Consider the following 16394-nt stretch of genomic DNA (forward strand, 5'->3'; position numbering starts at 1 on the left):
GGACTGAACGTAGATGGCATCGCATCCGGAAGCCGCCGCTCTGCTCGCTCGATCGCACCGGCTCGGCGGCGATCCCCGTAACACCAACTACGCCGGCGGCAACACCTCCGCCAAAGGCACCGGAACCGACCCCGTCACCGGCGGCGACGTCGAGCTGATGTGGGTCAAGGGGTCCGGGGGCGACCTCGGGACGCTGACCGGGTCGGGGCTGGCCGCGCTGCGGCTGGACCGGCTGCGGGCCCTCACCGGGGTCTACCCGGGGGTCGCCCGCGAGGACGAGATGGTCGCCGCGTTCGACTACTGCCTGCACGGCAAAGGCGGTGCCGCGCCCTCGATCGACACCGCGATGCACGCACTCGTCGACGCCGCGCACGTGGACCACCTCCACCCCGACTCCGGGATCGCGCTCGCCTGCGCGGCCGACGGGGAGAAGCTGACCGCCGAGTGCTTCGGCGACACCGTGGTGTGGGTGCCGTGGCGGCGGCCCGGCTTCCAGCTGGGACTGGACATCGCCGCGGTCAAGGAGGCCAACCCCCGGGCCGTCGGCTGCGTGCTGGGCGGCCACGGGATCACCGCGTGGGGCGACACCTCCGAGGAGTGCGAGCGGAACTCGCTGCACATCATCCGCACCGCCGGGACGTTCCTCGCCGAGCGTGGCCGGCCGGAGCCGTTCGGTCCGGTGATCGAGGGGTACCAGGCGCTGCCCCGGGACGAGCGGCGGGCGCGGGCGGCCGCCCTGGCGCCGCATGTACGGGCCCTCGCCTCGCGGGACCGGGCGCAGGTCGGGCACTTCGACGACTCCGACGCCGTACTGGACTTCCTGGCCCGCGCCGAGCACCCGCGGCTGGCCGCCCTCGGCACCTCCTGCCCGGACCACTTCCTGCGCACCAAGGTCCGTCCGCTCCTCCTCGACCTGCCGGCGTCCGCGCGGCCGGAGGAGGCGGTCGCCCGGCTGAAGGAACTGCACGCGGCCTACCGCGAGGAGTACGCCGCCTACTACGCGCGGCACGCGGAGCCCGGCTCCCCCGCGATGCGCGGCGCCGACCCCGCGATCGTGCTGGTGCCGGGTGTGGGCATGTTCAGTTTCGGCAAGGACAAGCAGACCGCCCGGGTGGCCGGTGAGTTCTACCTCAACGCGGTCAACGTGATGCGCGGGGCCGAGGCGGTGTCCGCGTACGCGCCGATCGAGGAGTCGGAGAAGTTCCGTATCGAGTACTGGGCGCTGGAGGAGGCCAAGCTCCGGCGGATGCCGGAACCCGAGCCGCTCGCCACCCGGGTGGCGCTGGTGACGGGCGCGGGCAGCGGGATCGGGCGCGCCATCGCCCGGCGGCTGGCGGCCGAGGGCGCGTGCGTGGTCGTGGCCGATCTGGACGGGGAGAACGCCGCGCGGGTCGCCGAGGAACTGGGCGGGTCCGACAGGGCCGTCGCCGTGACCGTCGACGTCAGGTCCGAGGAGCAGATCGCCGGTGCGTTCCGGGCCGCCGTGCTCGCCTTCGGCGGCGTCGACCTCGTCGTCAACAACGCCGGTATCTCCATCTCCAAGCCGCTGCTCGAGACGTCCGGGCAGGACTGGGACCTCCAGCACGACATCATGGCCCGCGGTTCCTTCCTCGTCTCGCGCGAGGCGGCCCGGGTGATGATCGCGCAGGAACTGGGCGGCGACATCGTCTACATCGCCTCGAAGAACGCGGTGTTCGCCGGCCCGGACAACATCGCCTACTCCGCGACCAAGGCCGACCAGGCCCACCAGGTACGGCTGCTCGCCGCCGAGCTGGGCGAGCACGGGATCCGGGTCAACGGCGTCAACCCGGACGGTGTGGTGCGCGGTTCCGGCATCTTCGCGGGCGGCTGGGGCGCCCAGCGCGCGGCGACCTACGGGATCGAGGAGGAGAAGCTCGGGGAGTTCTACGCCCAGCGGACCATCCTCAAGCGTGAGGTGCTGCCCGAGCATGTGGCGAACGCCGTGTTCGCGCTGACCGGCGGCGATCTCACCCACACCACCGGACTGCACATTCCGGTCGACGCCGGCGTCGCCGCCGCGTTCTTGCGATGAGCACCGCCGTGGGGTCGTACGCCGCGGTCGACCTCGGCGCGTCCAGTGGGCGCGTCATGGCCGGCCGCGTCGGCCCGGACAGCCTGGAGCTGACCGAGGCCCACCGCTTCCCGAACCGGCCGGTGCGGGTGCCCGAAGGGCTGCGCTGGGACGTCCTGGGCCTGTACGCGGGCGTGCTGGACGGGCTGAGGCGTGCGGAACGGGTCGACTCCGTCGGTATCGACAGCTGGGCCGTGGACTACGGGCTGCTGGACGCGGACGGGGCGCTGCTCGGCAACCCGGTGCACTACCGCGACAGCCGCACCGAGGGAGCCGCCGCGACGGTGTGGGCGAGCGTGCCCGCCGCGGAGCTGTACGCGGCGACCGGACTGCAGTACGCCCCGTTCAACACCCTGTACCAGCTGACGGCGGCGCGCGGTTCGGCCCAGCTCGCCCGCGCCGGGCGGCTGTTGATGATCCCGGATCTGCTGACGTACTGGCTCACCGGGGAGCAGGGCACGGAGCTGACCAACGCCTCGACCACCCAGCTGATCGACCCGCGCACCCGGGACTGGGCGTACGGCGTCGCGGAGCGGCTGGGAATCGATCTCACCCTGTTCGCGCCGCTGCGCCGGCCCGGGGACCCGGCCGGGGTGCTGCGGCCGGAGGTGCTGGCGGAGACCGGGCTGAGCGGGCCGGTCCCGGTGACGGCGGTCGGTTCGCACGACACCGCGTCCGCGGTGGCCGCGGTGCCGGCGGACGGTGAACGGTTCGCGTACATCTGCACCGGCACCTGGTCGCTGGCCGGCCTCGAACTGGACGCGCCGGTGCTGACGGAGGAGAGCCGGGCCGCCAACTTCACCAATGAGCTGGGGCTGGACGGCACGGTCCGCTATCTGCGCAACATCATGGGACTGTGGCTGCTCCAGGAGTCCCTGCGGGCCTGGGGCGAGCCCGATCTGGGCGCGCTGCTGCGCGAGGCCGCCGGGGTGCCGGCGCTGCGGTCGGTGGTGGACGCGGGGGACGCCGCGTTCCTCGCGCCGGGGCGGATGCCGGAGCGGATCGCCGAGGCCTGCCGGGAGTCGGGGCAGCCGGTGCCGGTGTCCCCCGCCGAGGTCACGCGCTGCATCCTGGACTCGCTCGCCCTGGCACACCGCAAGGCGGTCGGGGACGCCTCCCGGCTCGCCGGGCAGCCGGTGGACGTGGTGCACATCGTGGGCGGCGGCACCCGCAACGCGCTGCTGTGCCAGCTGACCGCCGACGCCTGCGGGCTGCCGGTGGTGGCCGGGCCGGCCGAGGCGGCGGCGCTGGGCAACGTACTGGTGCAGGCCCGTGCGCACGGACTGGTCGGCGACCTCGGCGGGATACGGCGGCTGCTCGCCCGTACCCAGCCGCTGACGCGGTACGCGCCGCGCGGCGGCACCCAGCGGTGGCGGGCGGCGCAGGCCCGGCTCGCCGGGGGCTGACGATGGTCTCCCCCGCGTCCCCTCCCCCGCACTACCCTGCGTTCACCCGATGATCGACTGTACGAGGAGCCGCGATGCGTGTCGCCCTGTTCCTGACCTGCGTCAACGACACGCTCTATCCGGACACCGGGCGCGCTGTGGTGAGACTCCTGACCAGGCTGGGCGTCGAGGTCGACTTCCCGGTGGCGCAGACCTGCTGCGGGCAGGCCCACTACAACACCGGGTACCGGCATGAGGCGGAGCCGCTGGCCCGGCGTTTCTCCGATGTGTTCCGGGACTACGAGGCGATCGTGACACCGTCCGGGTCGTGCGGGGCGATGGTGCGGGAGCTGTATCCGCGGATGGGCGAGCGGGCCCGGGCCGAGGGGCGCGGGGACGGCCTCGCGACGACGCTGGCGCCGGTGGTGCCGAAGACGTACGAGCTCACCGAGTTCCTGGTGGACGTGCTGGGGGTGACGGACGTCGGGGCGTACTACCCGCACCGGGTGACCTACCACCCGACCTGTCACGGACTGCGCGGACTCGGCCTGGGCGAACGGCCGCTGGCACTGCTGCGGGCGGTGAAGGGGCTGGAGCTGACCGAGCTGCCGGGCGCGGAGGAGTGCTGCGGTTTCGGCGGCACCTTCGCGCTGAAGAACTCCGATGTATCGGCGGCGATGGGCACCGACAAGGTGCGCAACGCCGAGTCGACCGGCGCCGAGGTGCTGTGCGCGGCCGACAACTCCTGTCTGATGCACATCGGCGGAACCATGACCAGGCTGGGCACCGGCATGCGGCCGGTCCACATCGCCGAGATCCTGGCGAGCACCGAGGAGGAGCCGGCCGTATGAGCGGGACTTTCGTCGGGATGCCGGCCTTTCCGGAGGCCGCCCGGGACGCCGTGCGCGACACCACGTTGCGCGGCAACCTGCGGCATGCCACGCACACCATCCGGGCCAGGCGCGCGGGCGCCGTCGCGGAGCTGTCCGACTGGGCGGAGCTGCGGGAGGCGGGCAAGCGGATCAAGGATCACACGCTCCGCCATCTGGACCGGTACCTGGAGCAGTTGGAGGAGGCGGTGACCGCGGCGGGCGGCACCGTGCACTGGGCCGCCGACGCCGGTGAGGCCAACCGGATCGTCACGCGACTGGTCAAGGAGACCGGTGAGTCGGAGGTCGTCAAGGTCAAGTCCATGGCCACGCAGGAGATCGGCCTGAACGAGGCACTCGAGGCGGAGGGCATCCGCGCCTACGAGACCGATCTGGCCGAGCTGATCGTGCAGTTGGGCAAGGACCGCCCCTCGCACATCCTGGTGCCGGCGATCCACCGCAACCGCGGGGAGATCCGGGAGATCTTCGCCCGTGAGATGAGCGAGTGGGGCCGCCCCGCCCCCGAGGGGCTGACGGACACACCCTCCGAACTCGCCGAGGCGGCGCGGCTGCACCTGCGGGAGAAGTTCCTGCGCGCCAGGGTCGGCGTCTCCGGCGCCAACTTCATGGTCGCCGAGACCGGCACGCTGGTGGTGGTGGAGTCCGAGGGCAACGGGCGGATGTGCCTGACCCTGCCGGAGACGCTGATCTCGGTGGTCGGCATCGAGAAGATCGTGCCGACCTGGCGGGATCTGGAGGTGTTCCTGCAGACCCTGCCCCGCTCCTCGACCGCCGAGCGGATGAACCCGTACACGTCGATGTGGACCGGGACGGCCGACGGGGACGGACCGCGCTCCTTCCACCTGGTGCTGCTGGACAACGGCCGCACCGACACGCTCGCCGACGCGGTGGGCCGGCAGGCCCTGCGCTGCATCCGCTGCTCGGCCTGCCTCAACGTGTGCCCGGTCTACGAGCGGGCCGGCGGCCACGCGTACGGCTCGGTCTATCCCGGCCCGATCGGCGCCATCCTCAGCCCGCAACTGCGCGGCACCGACAGCGAGATCGACGCCTCCCTGCCGTACGCCTCGACGCTCTGCGGGGCCTGCTACGACGTGTGTCCGGTGGCCATCGACATCCCGGAGGTGCTGGTGCATCTGCGGGAACGCGTGGTCGAGGGCGGTCAGGTGACACGGGCGGGCAACAAGGTGGTGCTGCAGCCCGCGAAGGGCCACGCCGCCGAACGGTCGGCGATGCGCGCGGCCCGCTGGGCGTTCACACACCCCGGGGTGCTGCGCACCGGCCAGCGCCTCGTCGCGCGCACCCGGCGGCTGCATCCGCGCACCCTGCCGGGGCCCGGCCGGGCGTGGAGCGGCACCCGGGACCTCCCGCCGGTGCCCGCGGAACCCTTCCGGGACTGGTGGCAGCGTACGCGGGGCGGAAAGGGCGGTGCGCGGTGAACAGCAGGGAACGGGTCCTGGGACGGGTGCGGCGGGCACTCGCCGACGTGCCGCGCGACGAGGGACCCTACGAGCGGGCGGTCCCCCGGGACTACCTGCGGGAGCACGGTGAGCGCACACCCCGGCAGACGGTGGACCTCCTCGCGGAGAACCTGGCCGGCTACCGGGCGATCGTGCACCGCACGGACGACGGGGAACTGTCCGTGCTCATCACGAGGCTGCTCGCCGCGCGAGGGTCCCGGTACGTGCTCGTGCCACCGGGGCTGCCGCCGGAATGGATGTCGGCGGCCGGTCCCACGCGTATCCACGACCGTGCCGCGAGCACACCCCGCGAACTGGACCGGGCCGACAGCGTGGTCACCGGCTGCGCGCTGGCCGTCGCCGAGACGGGCACCATCGTCCTGGACGGCTCCCCCGGCCAGGGCAGGCGCCGCATCACGCTGGTCCCCGATCACCACATCTGTGTGGTCCGGGTCCCGGACCAGGTCGTCGCCTCGGTCCCGCAGGCTCTGGAACGCCTCGACCCGGCCCGTCCCCTCACCTGGATCTCCGGTCCGTCGGCGACCAGTGACATCGAACTGGACCGGGTGGAGGGTGTGCACGGGCCACGCACGCTGGAGGTCGTGCTGGTCGAGTGAGCACCTTCGGCGGTGCCGTCGGTCACCCGGGCGGCCCCTCACCCGTGACCCGTGACGGCCGCCGCGCGGCCAGGGCTCAGCCGTGCCGGACGGACCGGACCGGCGTACCCGGCCGCCTGCCGCACGACCGCCCGTGCCGCTCCCGGGACGCGGGAGGCGTCCAGGGGGTTGCGGCCGAAGGCCGGCGGGCTTCCCGGCCGGGCACCAGGACGACGGCGCGGCTGCCGTCCGCCGTCAGGGAAGCGATCTGACCGACGACGCCCGGGCTCGCGCCGGGGCCCTTGGGGACCGGGGCCAGGGCCACGCCCCGGCGGCAGCCGGCCGGCAGGTCCGCGTTGGCCGTGGAGCGCACGCCTGCGTCCATCCAGCGCCCCTCCCCGCTCGTGACCGGAGGGAACAGAGGCGGGACCGGCCGCCGCGGCCGGCGGTGCGGGGTTGCGGAATACCAGGCCGTCCGGGTCCGTTGTCGGCCGCGAAGGAGGTCACGCGTGGACACCATGTACTACGACCACGGAACCCCGGCCGAGCGCTGGGAGCGCGCCGGGATGTTCTTCGGCGCCAGGGACTACACCGCCGCCGCACGCGTTCTGGGCACTCTGGTCGAGGAGGTGCCGGAGCAGACCGGACCGCGGCTGCTGCTGGCGCGCGCCTACTACCACTCGGCCCAACTGCGGCGGGCAGAGGCTGAGTTGCAGGTCATCGTCGAGCGTGACCCGGTGGAGCACTACGCCCGGCTGATGCTCGGGCGCACTCTCCAGCGGCAGGGACGCGAGGACGAGGCCCGGCCGCATCTGCGGATCGCCGCGGCGCTGGGCGGCGAGGCCGGCGGGTTCGGCGAGGAGTAGACCGTCCCACGGGTGCCCGGCTCCCGCGCCGGGAGCCGGGCACCCGCACGGCGGGTTCGCGTCATCGCACCGCCGTGCCGTCCGCGGACGTCCGGCGCCCCCGCCGGTGGGCGATCTCCCCGAGGACGATGTCGACGGCCAGGAACGCCGCCAGCGGAATGCCGAACAGCGGCAGGAAGTAGCCCAGTACGGCGATCAGCGCCAGCAGGGGGACGAGGACGTACGGCGGCACGTGCTGCCAGGCTCCCCGTGGGATCGGCCGGCCGAAGGCGGAACCGCGGCCCCGCTGCCACCACATGCGGTAGCCCCAGAGGATCAGCAGGATCAGGGAGAGGGCGAGGACCATCAGCACGATCTGGTTGGGCAGGCCGAACAGGCTGCCGGTGTGCAGGTCGATGCCCCAGCGGGTGAGCTTGGCGAGGACCGGGTGGTCGGCGAACCGCAGGACGTCGGTGACCTCGCCGGTGGCGGGGTCGACGGCGGCCGAGTCCTGCTTCACGGGCCAGCTGCGCTGGACCTGCTGGACGACGTACGCGGAGTTCTCGCCGGCGGGCGGCCTGATCTCCACCGGGTCGCCCAGGCCCTCGGCCCGTGCCGCCGCGAGCACCCTGTCCAGGCCCACTCCCTGTGCCGCGTCGCCGGAGGCACCGCCGGCCGTGCCGTGACCCGCGTGTTCACCGCCCGCCTCGGCCGACACCGCGGGGGTCTCCTGCCCGAGCGACGTGCGCAGTTCACCGATGCTCGCGCCCGCGTAGGTGGACCAGGTGAGGCCGGTCGCCGAGAGGAAGAGGAAGCCGACCGCCGCCCAGGCGCCCACGCCGCCGTGCAGGCCCAGTGTGCGTCGCCGTCCGCCGGTGCCGCGCACCTTGCGCAGGGCACGGCGCCGGGAGAACCAGAGCACGAGTCCGCCGGCCGCGATGACCCACAGCCAGCTGGCCGCGAACTCGCTGTACAGGCGGCCGGTCTCACCGAGGCGGAGGTCGCGGTGGAACTCGTCGATCCAGGTACGCAGCGGCAACGCGCCCGAGGAACCGTACTGTTCCAGCTCGCCGCGCACCTCTCCGGTATAGGGGTCGACGAACACCGCGAGGGTGTGGGCGGGGTCCACGCCCGGTATGCCGGACAGCATCACCCTGGTGGTGGCATTGGCCTCGGCGGAGGGGCGTACGGCGGCGATCGTGCCGTCGGGGTGGGCCTCGCGGGCGGCGGCGACCTGGTCGGAGAGGGGGAGCTCGCGCTCACCGACGGGGACGGTCAGCTCATGGCCGTAGACGATCTTCTCCGCCTGGAAGGAGGCGGCGTACAGCAGACCGGTGAGAGCGGCGACGAGGAGGAACGGCGCCACCACCACGCCCGCGTAGAAGTGCAGGCGCAGCACGAGGGGGCGCAGGGACGCCCACGCGCTCTTCGCGGGTGCTGGGGCGGGGGGTTGGGGGGCCTCGTCCGTGGCGGTCGAGGGAGCGGTGGTCATCGGTGGGGTTCTCCCGGGGACGTCTGATCGGCGGGCATGGCGGTGCAGTAGTCGGGGCGGCGGGGCGTCGAGTTCCCGGGAGGACTGTGTGATCTACGGCACAAGCGCAGGGCGTGCGATCCTGACGGCATGGAGATTCCGGACAATCGCGCACCCCTGGCCGAGTGGCTCGAGCAGCTCCTGGCCGTGGAGGGGCCGTTGCCCATCGTCGCGGCCGGTGATCCGGTGCTGCGCGGCGGCAGTGAGCCGTACGACGGCCAGTTGGGCCCCGCGCTGCTGGCCCGCTTCGTCGAGGCGCTGCGCATCACCATGCACGCGGCGCCGGGTGTCGGACTGGCCGCGCCGCAGGTCGGGGTAAGGTTGCGGATCGCGGTGATCGAGGATCCGGCGCCGGTTCCGGACGAGGTGCGCCGGGTGCGTGGGCGGGTCCCGCAGCCGTTCCGGGTGCTGGTCAATCCGGCGTACGAGCCGGTCGGCACCGGGCGGGCCGCGTTCTTCGAGGGGTGCCTGAGCGTGCCGGGGTATCAGGCGGTGGTGGCGCGGGCCGCGCAGGTGCGGCTGACCGGGCGGGACGAGCACGGGCGGGCGCTGGACGAGGTGTTCACGGGCTGGCCCGCCCGGATCGTCCAGCACGAGACGGACCATCTCGACGGCACGCTGTACCTCGACCGGGCCGAGCCCCGCTCACTCTCCACCCATCAGGCGGCGGCGGAGTACTGGGCCCAGCCGACGCCGGAACGGGCGGCGCGGGCGCTGGGCTTCGAACTGCCCTAGCGACCCAAGGCGGGGATCTGTCGTCGGTCCGGTACGAGCGCGGATCGTGCTGGAGCGCGCCGGGGCCACTCGGCCATGGAGGTGGCGCGCCGGCTGCGCGTCACTCCGGGCACGGCCCGCGCCCGGCGGCGGCGCTCCGCCGAACGCGGACCGGACGGGCCGTACGACGAGCCGGGGCCCGGCGTCCCGCGGAAGATCACTGACACGGACGCCGAGCGCGTCATCGCGAAGACGCCCGAGGTCAGGCGGCTCATGTCGCAGGCCCGTCCCTGCGGGCAGGAACTCGGGGTGGCGCCGGGACGTCGGCCGGGCGCGGACGCCGTCCCGGTGGACGGTTCAGGCGTCCCGGTACGCCTCCAGCAGGCGCAGCCATACCTCGCTGATCGTCGGGTACGACGGGACCGCGTGCCACAGCCGGCTGATCGGGACCTGCGCGGCCACCGCGACGGTCGCCGAGTGGATGACTTCGCCGACGCCGGGGCCGACGAGGGTGAGGCCGCGCAGGATCTCGTCCTCGAGGTCGACGACCATGCGGGCGCGGCCCCGGTAACCGTCGGCGTAGAGGCCGGCGCCGGCGACGCTGGACAGGTCGACGTCGACCGCGCGGACGCGGTGGCCCGCCTGTTCGGCCTCGGCCAGGGAGAGGCCGACGGCGGCCGCCTCCGGGTCCGCGAAGACGACCTGGGGCACGGCGGCGTGGTCTGCGGTGGCGGCGTGCGCGCCCCAGTCCTCCGCCCGCACCGGCTCGCCCGCCGCCCGGGTGGCGATGGCGGCTCCCGCGATCCGGGCCTGGTACTTGCCCTGGTGGGTGAGGAGGGCACGGTGGTTGGCGTCCCCGACGGCGTACAGCCAGTCGTGACCGGTGACCCGCAGACTGTCGTCGACGGTGAGCCAGGAGCCGGGCTCCAGTCCGATCGTCTCCAGGCCGATGTCGTCGGTGCGCGGGGTGCGTCCGGTGGCGAAGAGGACCTCGTCGGCCTCGATCGTGTCACCGCCCTCGGTGACGACGCGGACGGTGCCGTTCTCCCTGCTCACGGATGCGACGGACGTGCCGGTGCGGATCTGTGCGCCGGCCTCGGTGAGGGCTTCGGCGACCATCTCCCCGGCGAAGGGCTCCATGCGGTCGAGCAGACCCCCGCCGCGGACGAGGACGGTGACCCGTGAGCCGAGTGCCTGCCAGGCACAGGCCATCTCGGTGGCGACGACCCCGCCGCCGACCACGATCAGCCGGCCCGGCACCGACTGGGCACTGGTGGCCTCACGGCTGGTCCACGGACCGGCCTCGGCGAGTCCGGGGAGCTCCGGCAGCCTGGCCCGGCTGCCGGTGCAGACGGCGACGGCGTGCCGGGCGGTGAGGACGTGCTCCTGTCCGTCGGAGCCGGTGACGGTGACGCTGCGCGGGCCGGAGAGCCGCCCGTGGCCGCGGTACAGGTCGGCCCCGGTGCCCGCCAGCCACTGGACCTGGCCGTCGTCCTTCCAGTGGGAGGCGTACTCGTCGCGGTGGGCGAGTACGGCGGCGGTGTCGAGGGGGCCCTGGACCGCCTGCTTCAGGCCGGGGGTGCGGCGGGCGTCGGCCCGGGTGATGACCGGGCGCAGCAGAGCCTTGCTGGGCGAGCACGCCCAGTAGGTGCACTCACCGCCGACCAGCTCGCTCTCCACGACCGCGGTACTCAGCCCGGCGGCGCGGGTGCGGTCTGCGACGTTCTCGCCCACGGGCCCGGCTCCGAGCACCACGACGTCGTAGGCGGTTGCTTCCGGTTGCGTCGATCGCGTTTCCGTCATGGTGTCAGTCTGATGGGTGGTGTGCGCGCCGGCCACATGGGTAGGGGCGCGGAATAGCCGACCGGCCGGCCTTGTTGTGCCCGGAACCCGCCCCCACAGCAGGAAGAGGGAATCACGTCATGAGCAGCACCGTGGAGCTCACCAAGGAGAACTTCGACCAGATGGTCACGGACAACGAGTTCGTGCTGATCGACTTCTGGGCGGCCTGGTGCGGTCCGTGCCGTCAGTTCGCGCCGGTGTACGAGAAGGCCGCGGGGGACAATCCCGACCTGGTGTTCGGCAAGGTGGACACCGAGGCGCAGCCGGAACTGGCGGCGGCCTTCGGCATCCAGTCGATCCCGACCCTGATGATCGTGCGGGACCAGGTGGCCGTGTTCGCCCAGCCGGGTGCCCTGCCCGAGGCCGCGCTGACGGATGTCATCGGACAGGCCCGCAAGCTGGACATGGACGATGTGCGCAAGCAGATCGCCGAGCAGCAGGCACAGCAGGGTGAGGCGCCGGACGCCGGTGCCTGACCCGGTGATCCGCGGCCGCGCCCGCCGACCCCACAACGCCGCGGAACGTGTCAGAACGGGTACCGTGCCACGTCCGCGCGCACCGTGGTCCAGCGCAGGTCGGTGAAGGCCTCGAGGTTGGCGTCGCCGCCGACGCGGGAGCCGGTGCCCGACGCGGCGACCCCGCCGAACGGGGCGACGGCCTCGTCGTTCACGGTCTGGTCGTTGATGTGGACGATGCCCGTCGGGATGCGGTCCGAGAGCTCCAGGCCGCGGACCGGGTCCGCCGTGACGATGCCGAGGGAGAGCCCGTAGGGGCTCGCGGTGGCCAGGGCGACGGCCTCGTCGGGGGTGGTGAAGGACCGTACCGGAGCCACGGGACCGAAGACCTCCTCCGTGTAGGCGGGAGTGAGGTCGTCCGCGTCGGTGAGGACCGTGGGCCGGTAGAAGAGCCGGTCGTGGGTGCCGCCGGCGGCGAGCTTGGCGCCTGAGGCCGTGCTGGCCTCGACCAGGCCGTGGACCTTTCCGAGCTGGGTACGGTCGATGAGCGGGCCCAGGTGGACCTGTTCGCGGTGCGGGTCGCCGACGGCGAGGGACTCGGCCCTGGCGGCCAGCCGGTCGACGTACTCGTCGTACAGCGACGCGTGGACCAGGTGCCGACCGGCCGTCATGCAGATCTGGCCCTGGTGGAAGAACGATCCCCAGGCGGCCGTGGAGATCACCGCGTCGAGATCGGCGTCCTCGAGCACGATGAGCGCTGAGTTTCCGCCCAGTTCGAGGTGTGCCCGCTTCAGATGGCGGCCCGCGGCCTCTCCGACGGCGCGGCCCGCGGCGGTGGAGCCGGTGAAGGAGATGACGGGGATGTGCGGGTCGGCGACCAGGGCCTCTCCCGCCTCCGGTCCGCCGGGCAGGACGTGCAGTACTCCTTCGGGCAGCCCCGCCTCGGCGAACACCGCCGCGAGCGCCAGTCCGCCGCAGACCGCGGTGCGCGGGTCGGGTTTGAGGACCACCGCGTTGCCCAGTGCCAGGGCGGGGGCGACGGAGCGGATGGAGAGGATCAGCGGCGCGTTGAACGGGGCGATCACTCCCACCACGCCTACCGGCACCCGGCGGGTGTAGGACAGCCGGGGCTCCTCGGTGGGCAGCACCTGGCCCGCCGGGCGGGAGGCGAGGGCGGCGGCCTCGTAGCACTCCTGGGCGGCGACATGGAGTTCGAAGTCGGCCTTGCCGGGGATGCTGCCGGCCTCCCGGACGAGCCACTCCCGTAGCTCGGCGTGGGCGGTGAACAGGTCACCCGCCTTGCGGAGCACTCCGGCGCGGACGAAGTGCGGGGCCTTCGCCCAGGCGGTCTGCGCGGCGCGCGCGGCCTGCGCGGCGGCCTCGACGTCCTCGGGGGTGGCGAGGGTGACGCTGCCGAGGGCCTCACCCGTGGCCGGCTCGGTGACGGTGTACTCGGGGCCCGTGAGCGGGCGGGAGTGCCGGTCGGTGCGGTCGAGCAACGTCATGGGGGCTCTCCGATCGCGGGCGCGGACCTCCGTCCGCGGACCCAGGTTGGTTGAGCGCGCAACATCGTACGTGCCGGTGCCCGGGTACCCGAAGACCGCACCCGCTTCGCCGGCCCGCTGTCTCCCACGGTGTCAGGTCGTCTCGCGCCGCACCACCGACGCGCCCAGCACCTGGTGCGCCTCGGGTGCCGCGGCCGGGTCGCGCACCGCCCGGTCGACCAGTCCGGCCAGTTCGCGGCCGGCCGGCAGTTCGAGGTGGACGGTGCTCAGCCGGGGCCGCAGCAGCCGGCCGAGCATGAGGTTGTCGGCGCCGATCACGGCGGCCTCCTCGGGGATGCGGACGCCCTCGTCCTGGAGCGCGCGCATCAGCAGCATCGCGTACTCGTCGTTGTAGGTGAACACCGCGTCGAGGCCGAGCTCGCGCCAGCGCGCGGCGAGCCGGGCGGCGGCCCCCTCGTCGTGGGCGAGCGGCAGCTCGGTGACCGTGGCGCCGGTGCCGCGCAGGGCGGCGCGCACCCCGGCCAGGCGGGGCGCGGAGAACGTCTCCAGGCCCGGCTCCCGCGGCACGATGACGCCGATCCGGCGGTAGCCGCGCCCGAGGAGGTGTGCGCCCGCGCTGTGGCCGACCACGTCGTGGTCAACGAGCAGGGCGTGCGCGCCCTCGACGGACTCGGGACCGAGGGTGACGACGGCCCGCGCGCCGGAGCGCTTGAGCACCTCCACGCCGCGCGGGCCGAGGCCGGAGCCGGGGACCAGTACCGCCACGGGCCGCAGTTCCGCCCAGGCACGGGCGGCCTCGTCGTCGTGCAGGCCGGCGGTGCCGTACTGCACGACCGTGTAGTCGAGACGGCCGAGGGCGCTCTGGAGCTCGTCGATGAACTGGCTGTAGAGCGGGCCGACGGGGAAGGCGGGCGCGGGCATCAGCACCATACGGCTGTGCCCGGCGCGCAGGCTGCGGGCCGCGGCGTGCGGCACGTACCCGAGTTCCCTGGCGGCCTCGCGGACACGGCGCCGGGTGGGTTCGCTGATCCGGACGGCGCCGGCGTTGTTCAGCACGTAGGAGACGGTCGCGCGCGAGACGCCGGCCAGGCGGGCCACATCGGCGCTCGTGGGTACCGGGCGCGACGGTGCGGGGGGCACGGGCGCGGGCGGGTTCGTTATCTGCACCATGACGTACCGCATCCTTGCAGAAGCGGTAACGGGGCTGTCGACCGGGTGAGTTGGGACCGCGAACCGGGGTCTGCGGCCCACCTCGCGACCGCCCGGCATCAGGCCGCCAAACCCGGGCCACCGACCGGACTCCCACCAGGGGAGCCGGACGGCGGACCCGCCTCCCACCGGGGACCGGACCACCGGCCGGGGCCGCGCGGAGCCACACCGGGACCGCCCCCGGCATCTGGTCGAAGGCCGGGCTACCGGCCGGGAGGGCTGGAGCACCGGATTTGACTCCCGCCGGGAAGACCGGCAGCACCGGCCGGAGGTCACCGCGCCGGCGCCTTCAGCCGGTGTTCGCGGTCCCCGTGATCCGGCCGACCAGGTCCGTCCACGCGGCTTCCAGCCGCTCGGGCGGCATGCCGCACTGGCGGACCAGATGGTGGACCAGAGCGGGGTCGAGCTGGGCCATCAGCGTGTGGGCCAGAAGTTCGCAGTCCGCTTCGGGAAGCGCCTCGCGCAGCAGCAGGGTGACGTGATGGCGCAGGACACGGCGGGGGGCGACGGTGAAGCGGCGCCCCGCGTCCGCTTCGGCGGCGAGCTGCAGTTCCAGTTCGTCGGTGATGCGGCGGAGCATCGTGAGGCCGAACGCCCGCAGCCGCTCGACCGGGGGCGCCCCCGGGCCGAGCGGCGGGGGGCCGCTGAGAAAGGCGGCCTGGAACTTCTTCTCGGAGTGGTCGAGAAGGGCCGTGAGCAGGCCCGTGCGGTCGCCGAAGCGGCGGAAGACGGTCCCCTTGCCCACGCGGGCGGCCGCCGCCACCTCCTCCATGGTGACGCCGTCCGCTCCGCGCTCGGCCACGAGCAGCGCTGCCGCCTCCAGGAGCCGGGCGCGGTTGCGCGCGGCGTCGGCGCGCAGGCAGGGCTCGTCGGCGTCGGGACCGAGCTGGAGCAACTCCTGCTGCTGGACGGGCTCCTGCGGCATCGGAACGTGCGGCGTCGCGGCGGACATGAACCCAGCGTAAAGCATCGGGGAAGAAATTGGACCGCGGTCCGGTTAGCCTGCTACAACTGCGAAGCGGACCCAGGTCCGATTACAGCCTTCGTCTTGAAGCCCCAGGAGTATGTCCATGTCTGTTCGCATCCTCGCCCTCGTCGGCAGCCTTCGCGCCGGCTCGCACAACCGCCAGCTCGCCGAGACCGCGGTCAAGCTCGCTCCCGCGGGCGCCGACGTCGCGCTCTACGAAGGACTGGCGGAGATCCCCTTCTACAACGAGGACATCGACGTCGAGAGCAGTGTCCCGGACGCCGCCGCCAAGCTGCGCGAAGCCGCCGCCGGCGCCGACGCGCTGCTGTTCTTCACGCCCGAGTACAACGGCACGATCCCGGCCGTCCTGAAGAACGCCATCGACTGGCTGTCCCGCCCGTTCGGCGCCGGCGCGATCGGCGGCAAGCCGGTCGTCGTCGTCGGCACGGCCTTCGGCCAGTACGGCGGTGTCTGGGCGCAGGACGAGGCGCGCAAGGCCGTGGGGATCGCCGGCGGCCAGGTGGTCGAGGACATCAAGCTGTCCATCCCCGGCTCGGTGACCCGCTTCGCCGACACCCACCCGGCCGACGACGCCGAGGTCGCCGCCCATCTGACCGAGGTCCTCGACCGCCTGCACGACCTCGCCGGCCGGCCGACGGCCGCCTGACGCGTCCCGCGGCGGCAGGAGCGCGCACTTCCGGGTCCCGGCGGTTTCGGGGCGCGGCCGTGCGCGGCCCCTGCTCGGGAGCCGGGCCCGTGCAGTGGGTCGCAGCCCCTCCGCACCGCCGCGGGCCTCCCGGCCTGTCCGCCGGGGACCGACTCGTCCCGGCCCCGCCTCGGACCCACGCCGCTCCGGCCCGCCCTCGGCGCTCTTCGCGCCGGCGCCGGTACTCACGGGCACCGGCG

15 protein-coding genes are annotated in these 16394 nt (G+C 73.7%); 9 read left to right on the forward strand and 6 right to left on the reverse strand.

Features of this window, described 5'->3' with window-relative positions:
* Positions 1 to 13: 13 nt before the first annotated feature.
* The 5 genes from HTV45_RS05510 to HTV45_RS05530 all read left to right on the forward strand — a co-directional run bounded on the left by HTV45_RS05510 (position 14) and on the right by HTV45_RS05530 (position 6441).
* Positions 14 to 2053, forward strand: coding sequence for a bifunctional aldolase/short-chain dehydrogenase (locus tag HTV45_RS05510; protein WP_215204441.1), 2040 nt, complete (start codon positions 14 to 16; stop codon positions 2051 to 2053).
* Positions 2050 to 3498, forward strand: coding sequence for a rhamnulokinase family protein (locus tag HTV45_RS05515; protein WP_215204442.1), 1449 nt, complete (start codon positions 2050 to 2052; stop codon positions 3496 to 3498). Before HTV45_RS05510 ends, HTV45_RS05515 begins: the two co-directional genes overlap by 4 nt.
* Positions 3499 to 3572: 74 nt before the next feature.
* Positions 3573 to 4328 carry a (Fe-S)-binding protein gene (locus HTV45_RS05520; RefSeq protein ID WP_215204443.1) on the forward strand — a complete coding sequence of 252 codons (756 nt, stop codon included), beginning with the start codon at positions 3573 to 3575 and terminating at the stop codon, positions 4326 to 4328.
* Positions 4325 to 5803, forward strand: coding sequence for a LutB/LldF family L-lactate oxidation iron-sulfur protein (locus HTV45_RS05525; RefSeq protein ID WP_215204444.1), 1479 nt, complete (start codon positions 4325 to 4327; stop codon positions 5801 to 5803). Before HTV45_RS05520 ends, HTV45_RS05525 begins: the two co-directional genes overlap by 4 nt.
* Positions 5800 to 6441: an LUD domain-containing protein gene (locus tag HTV45_RS05530; protein WP_215204445.1), complete on the forward strand. Its 642-nt coding sequence runs from the start codon at positions 5800 to 5802 to the stop codon at positions 6439 to 6441. Before HTV45_RS05525 ends, HTV45_RS05530 begins: the two co-directional genes overlap by 4 nt.
* 76 nt (positions 6442 to 6517) lie before the next feature.
* Here the strand turns inward: HTV45_RS05530 and HTV45_RS05535 are convergent, their stop codons facing one another.
* Positions 6518 to 6805, reverse strand: a complete 288-nt coding sequence (locus tag HTV45_RS05535) for a hypothetical protein (protein WP_215204446.1) — start codon at positions 6803 to 6805, stop codon at positions 6518 to 6520.
* A 124-nt stretch (positions 6806 to 6929) separates the two neighbouring features.
* Here HTV45_RS05535 and HTV45_RS05540 point away from each other — a divergent pair, with 124 nt between their 5' ends.
* The gene (locus HTV45_RS05540; RefSeq protein ID WP_215204447.1) at positions 6930 to 7286 is read left to right on the forward strand and encodes a tetratricopeptide repeat protein; all 357 of its coding nucleotides are present in this window, start codon (positions 6930 to 6932) and stop codon (positions 7284 to 7286) included.
* Between the two features lie 61 nt (positions 7287 to 7347).
* Here HTV45_RS05540 and HTV45_RS05545 read toward each other — a convergent pair whose 3' ends face one another.
* Positions 7348 to 8757 carry a PepSY domain-containing protein gene (locus HTV45_RS05545; RefSeq protein WP_215204448.1) on the reverse strand — a complete coding sequence of 470 codons (1410 nt, stop codon included), beginning with the start codon at positions 8755 to 8757 and terminating at the stop codon, positions 7348 to 7350.
* Between the two features lie 129 nt (positions 8758 to 8886).
* Between HTV45_RS05545 and HTV45_RS05550 the strand changes: the two genes are divergently transcribed.
* Positions 8887 to 9531 (forward strand): peptide deformylase, encoded by a 645-nt coding sequence (locus HTV45_RS05550; protein WP_215204449.1) that lies wholly within the window; start codon positions 8887 to 8889, stop codon positions 9529 to 9531.
* Between the two features lie 336 nt (positions 9532 to 9867).
* On the opposite strand, the gene HTV45_RS05555 is transcribed toward HTV45_RS05550, so the two are convergent.
* A complete protein-coding gene (locus HTV45_RS05555; RefSeq protein ID WP_215204450.1) occupies positions 9868 to 11313 on the reverse strand; it encodes an NAD(P)/FAD-dependent oxidoreductase in 1446 nt (481 codons plus the stop codon).
* Positions 11314 to 11432: 119 nt separating this feature from the next.
* On the opposite strand from HTV45_RS05555, the gene trxA reads away from it, so the two are divergent.
* Entirely contained in the window at positions 11433 to 11828 is a 396-nt protein-coding gene (trxA, locus tag HTV45_RS05560) for a thioredoxin (RefSeq protein WP_215204451.1), read from the forward strand.
* A gap of 50 nt (positions 11829 to 11878) precedes the next feature.
* Here the strand turns inward: trxA and HTV45_RS05565 are convergent, their stop codons facing one another.
* The 3 genes from HTV45_RS05565 to HTV45_RS05575 all read right to left on the reverse strand — a co-directional run bounded on the left by HTV45_RS05565 (position 11879) and on the right by HTV45_RS05575 (position 15473).
* A complete protein-coding gene (locus tag HTV45_RS05565; RefSeq protein WP_215204452.1) occupies positions 11879 to 13312 on the reverse strand; it encodes an aldehyde dehydrogenase family protein in 1434 nt (477 codons plus the stop codon).
* Between the two features lie 132 nt (positions 13313 to 13444).
* Entirely contained in the window at positions 13445 to 14482 is a 1038-nt protein-coding gene (locus HTV45_RS05570) for a LacI family DNA-binding transcriptional regulator (RefSeq protein ID WP_215204453.1), read from the reverse strand.
* A gap of 328 nt (positions 14483 to 14810) precedes the next feature.
* Complete coding sequence (locus HTV45_RS05575) at positions 14811 to 15473, reverse strand: TetR/AcrR family transcriptional regulator (RefSeq protein WP_215204454.1); 663 nt, start codon at positions 15471 to 15473, stop codon at positions 14811 to 14813.
* A 118-nt stretch (positions 15474 to 15591) separates the two neighbouring features.
* Between HTV45_RS05575 and HTV45_RS05580 the strand changes: the two genes are divergently transcribed.
* A complete protein-coding gene (locus HTV45_RS05580) occupies positions 15592 to 16155 on the forward strand; it encodes an NAD(P)H-dependent oxidoreductase (protein ID WP_215204455.1) in 564 nt (187 codons plus the stop codon).
* Positions 16156 to 16394: the final 239 nt, after the last annotated feature.

The organism is Streptomyces sp. CHD11 (assembly GCF_018638295.1).
Taxonomy (GTDB): Bacteria; Actinomycetota; Actinomycetes; order Streptomycetales; family Streptomycetaceae; genus Streptomyces.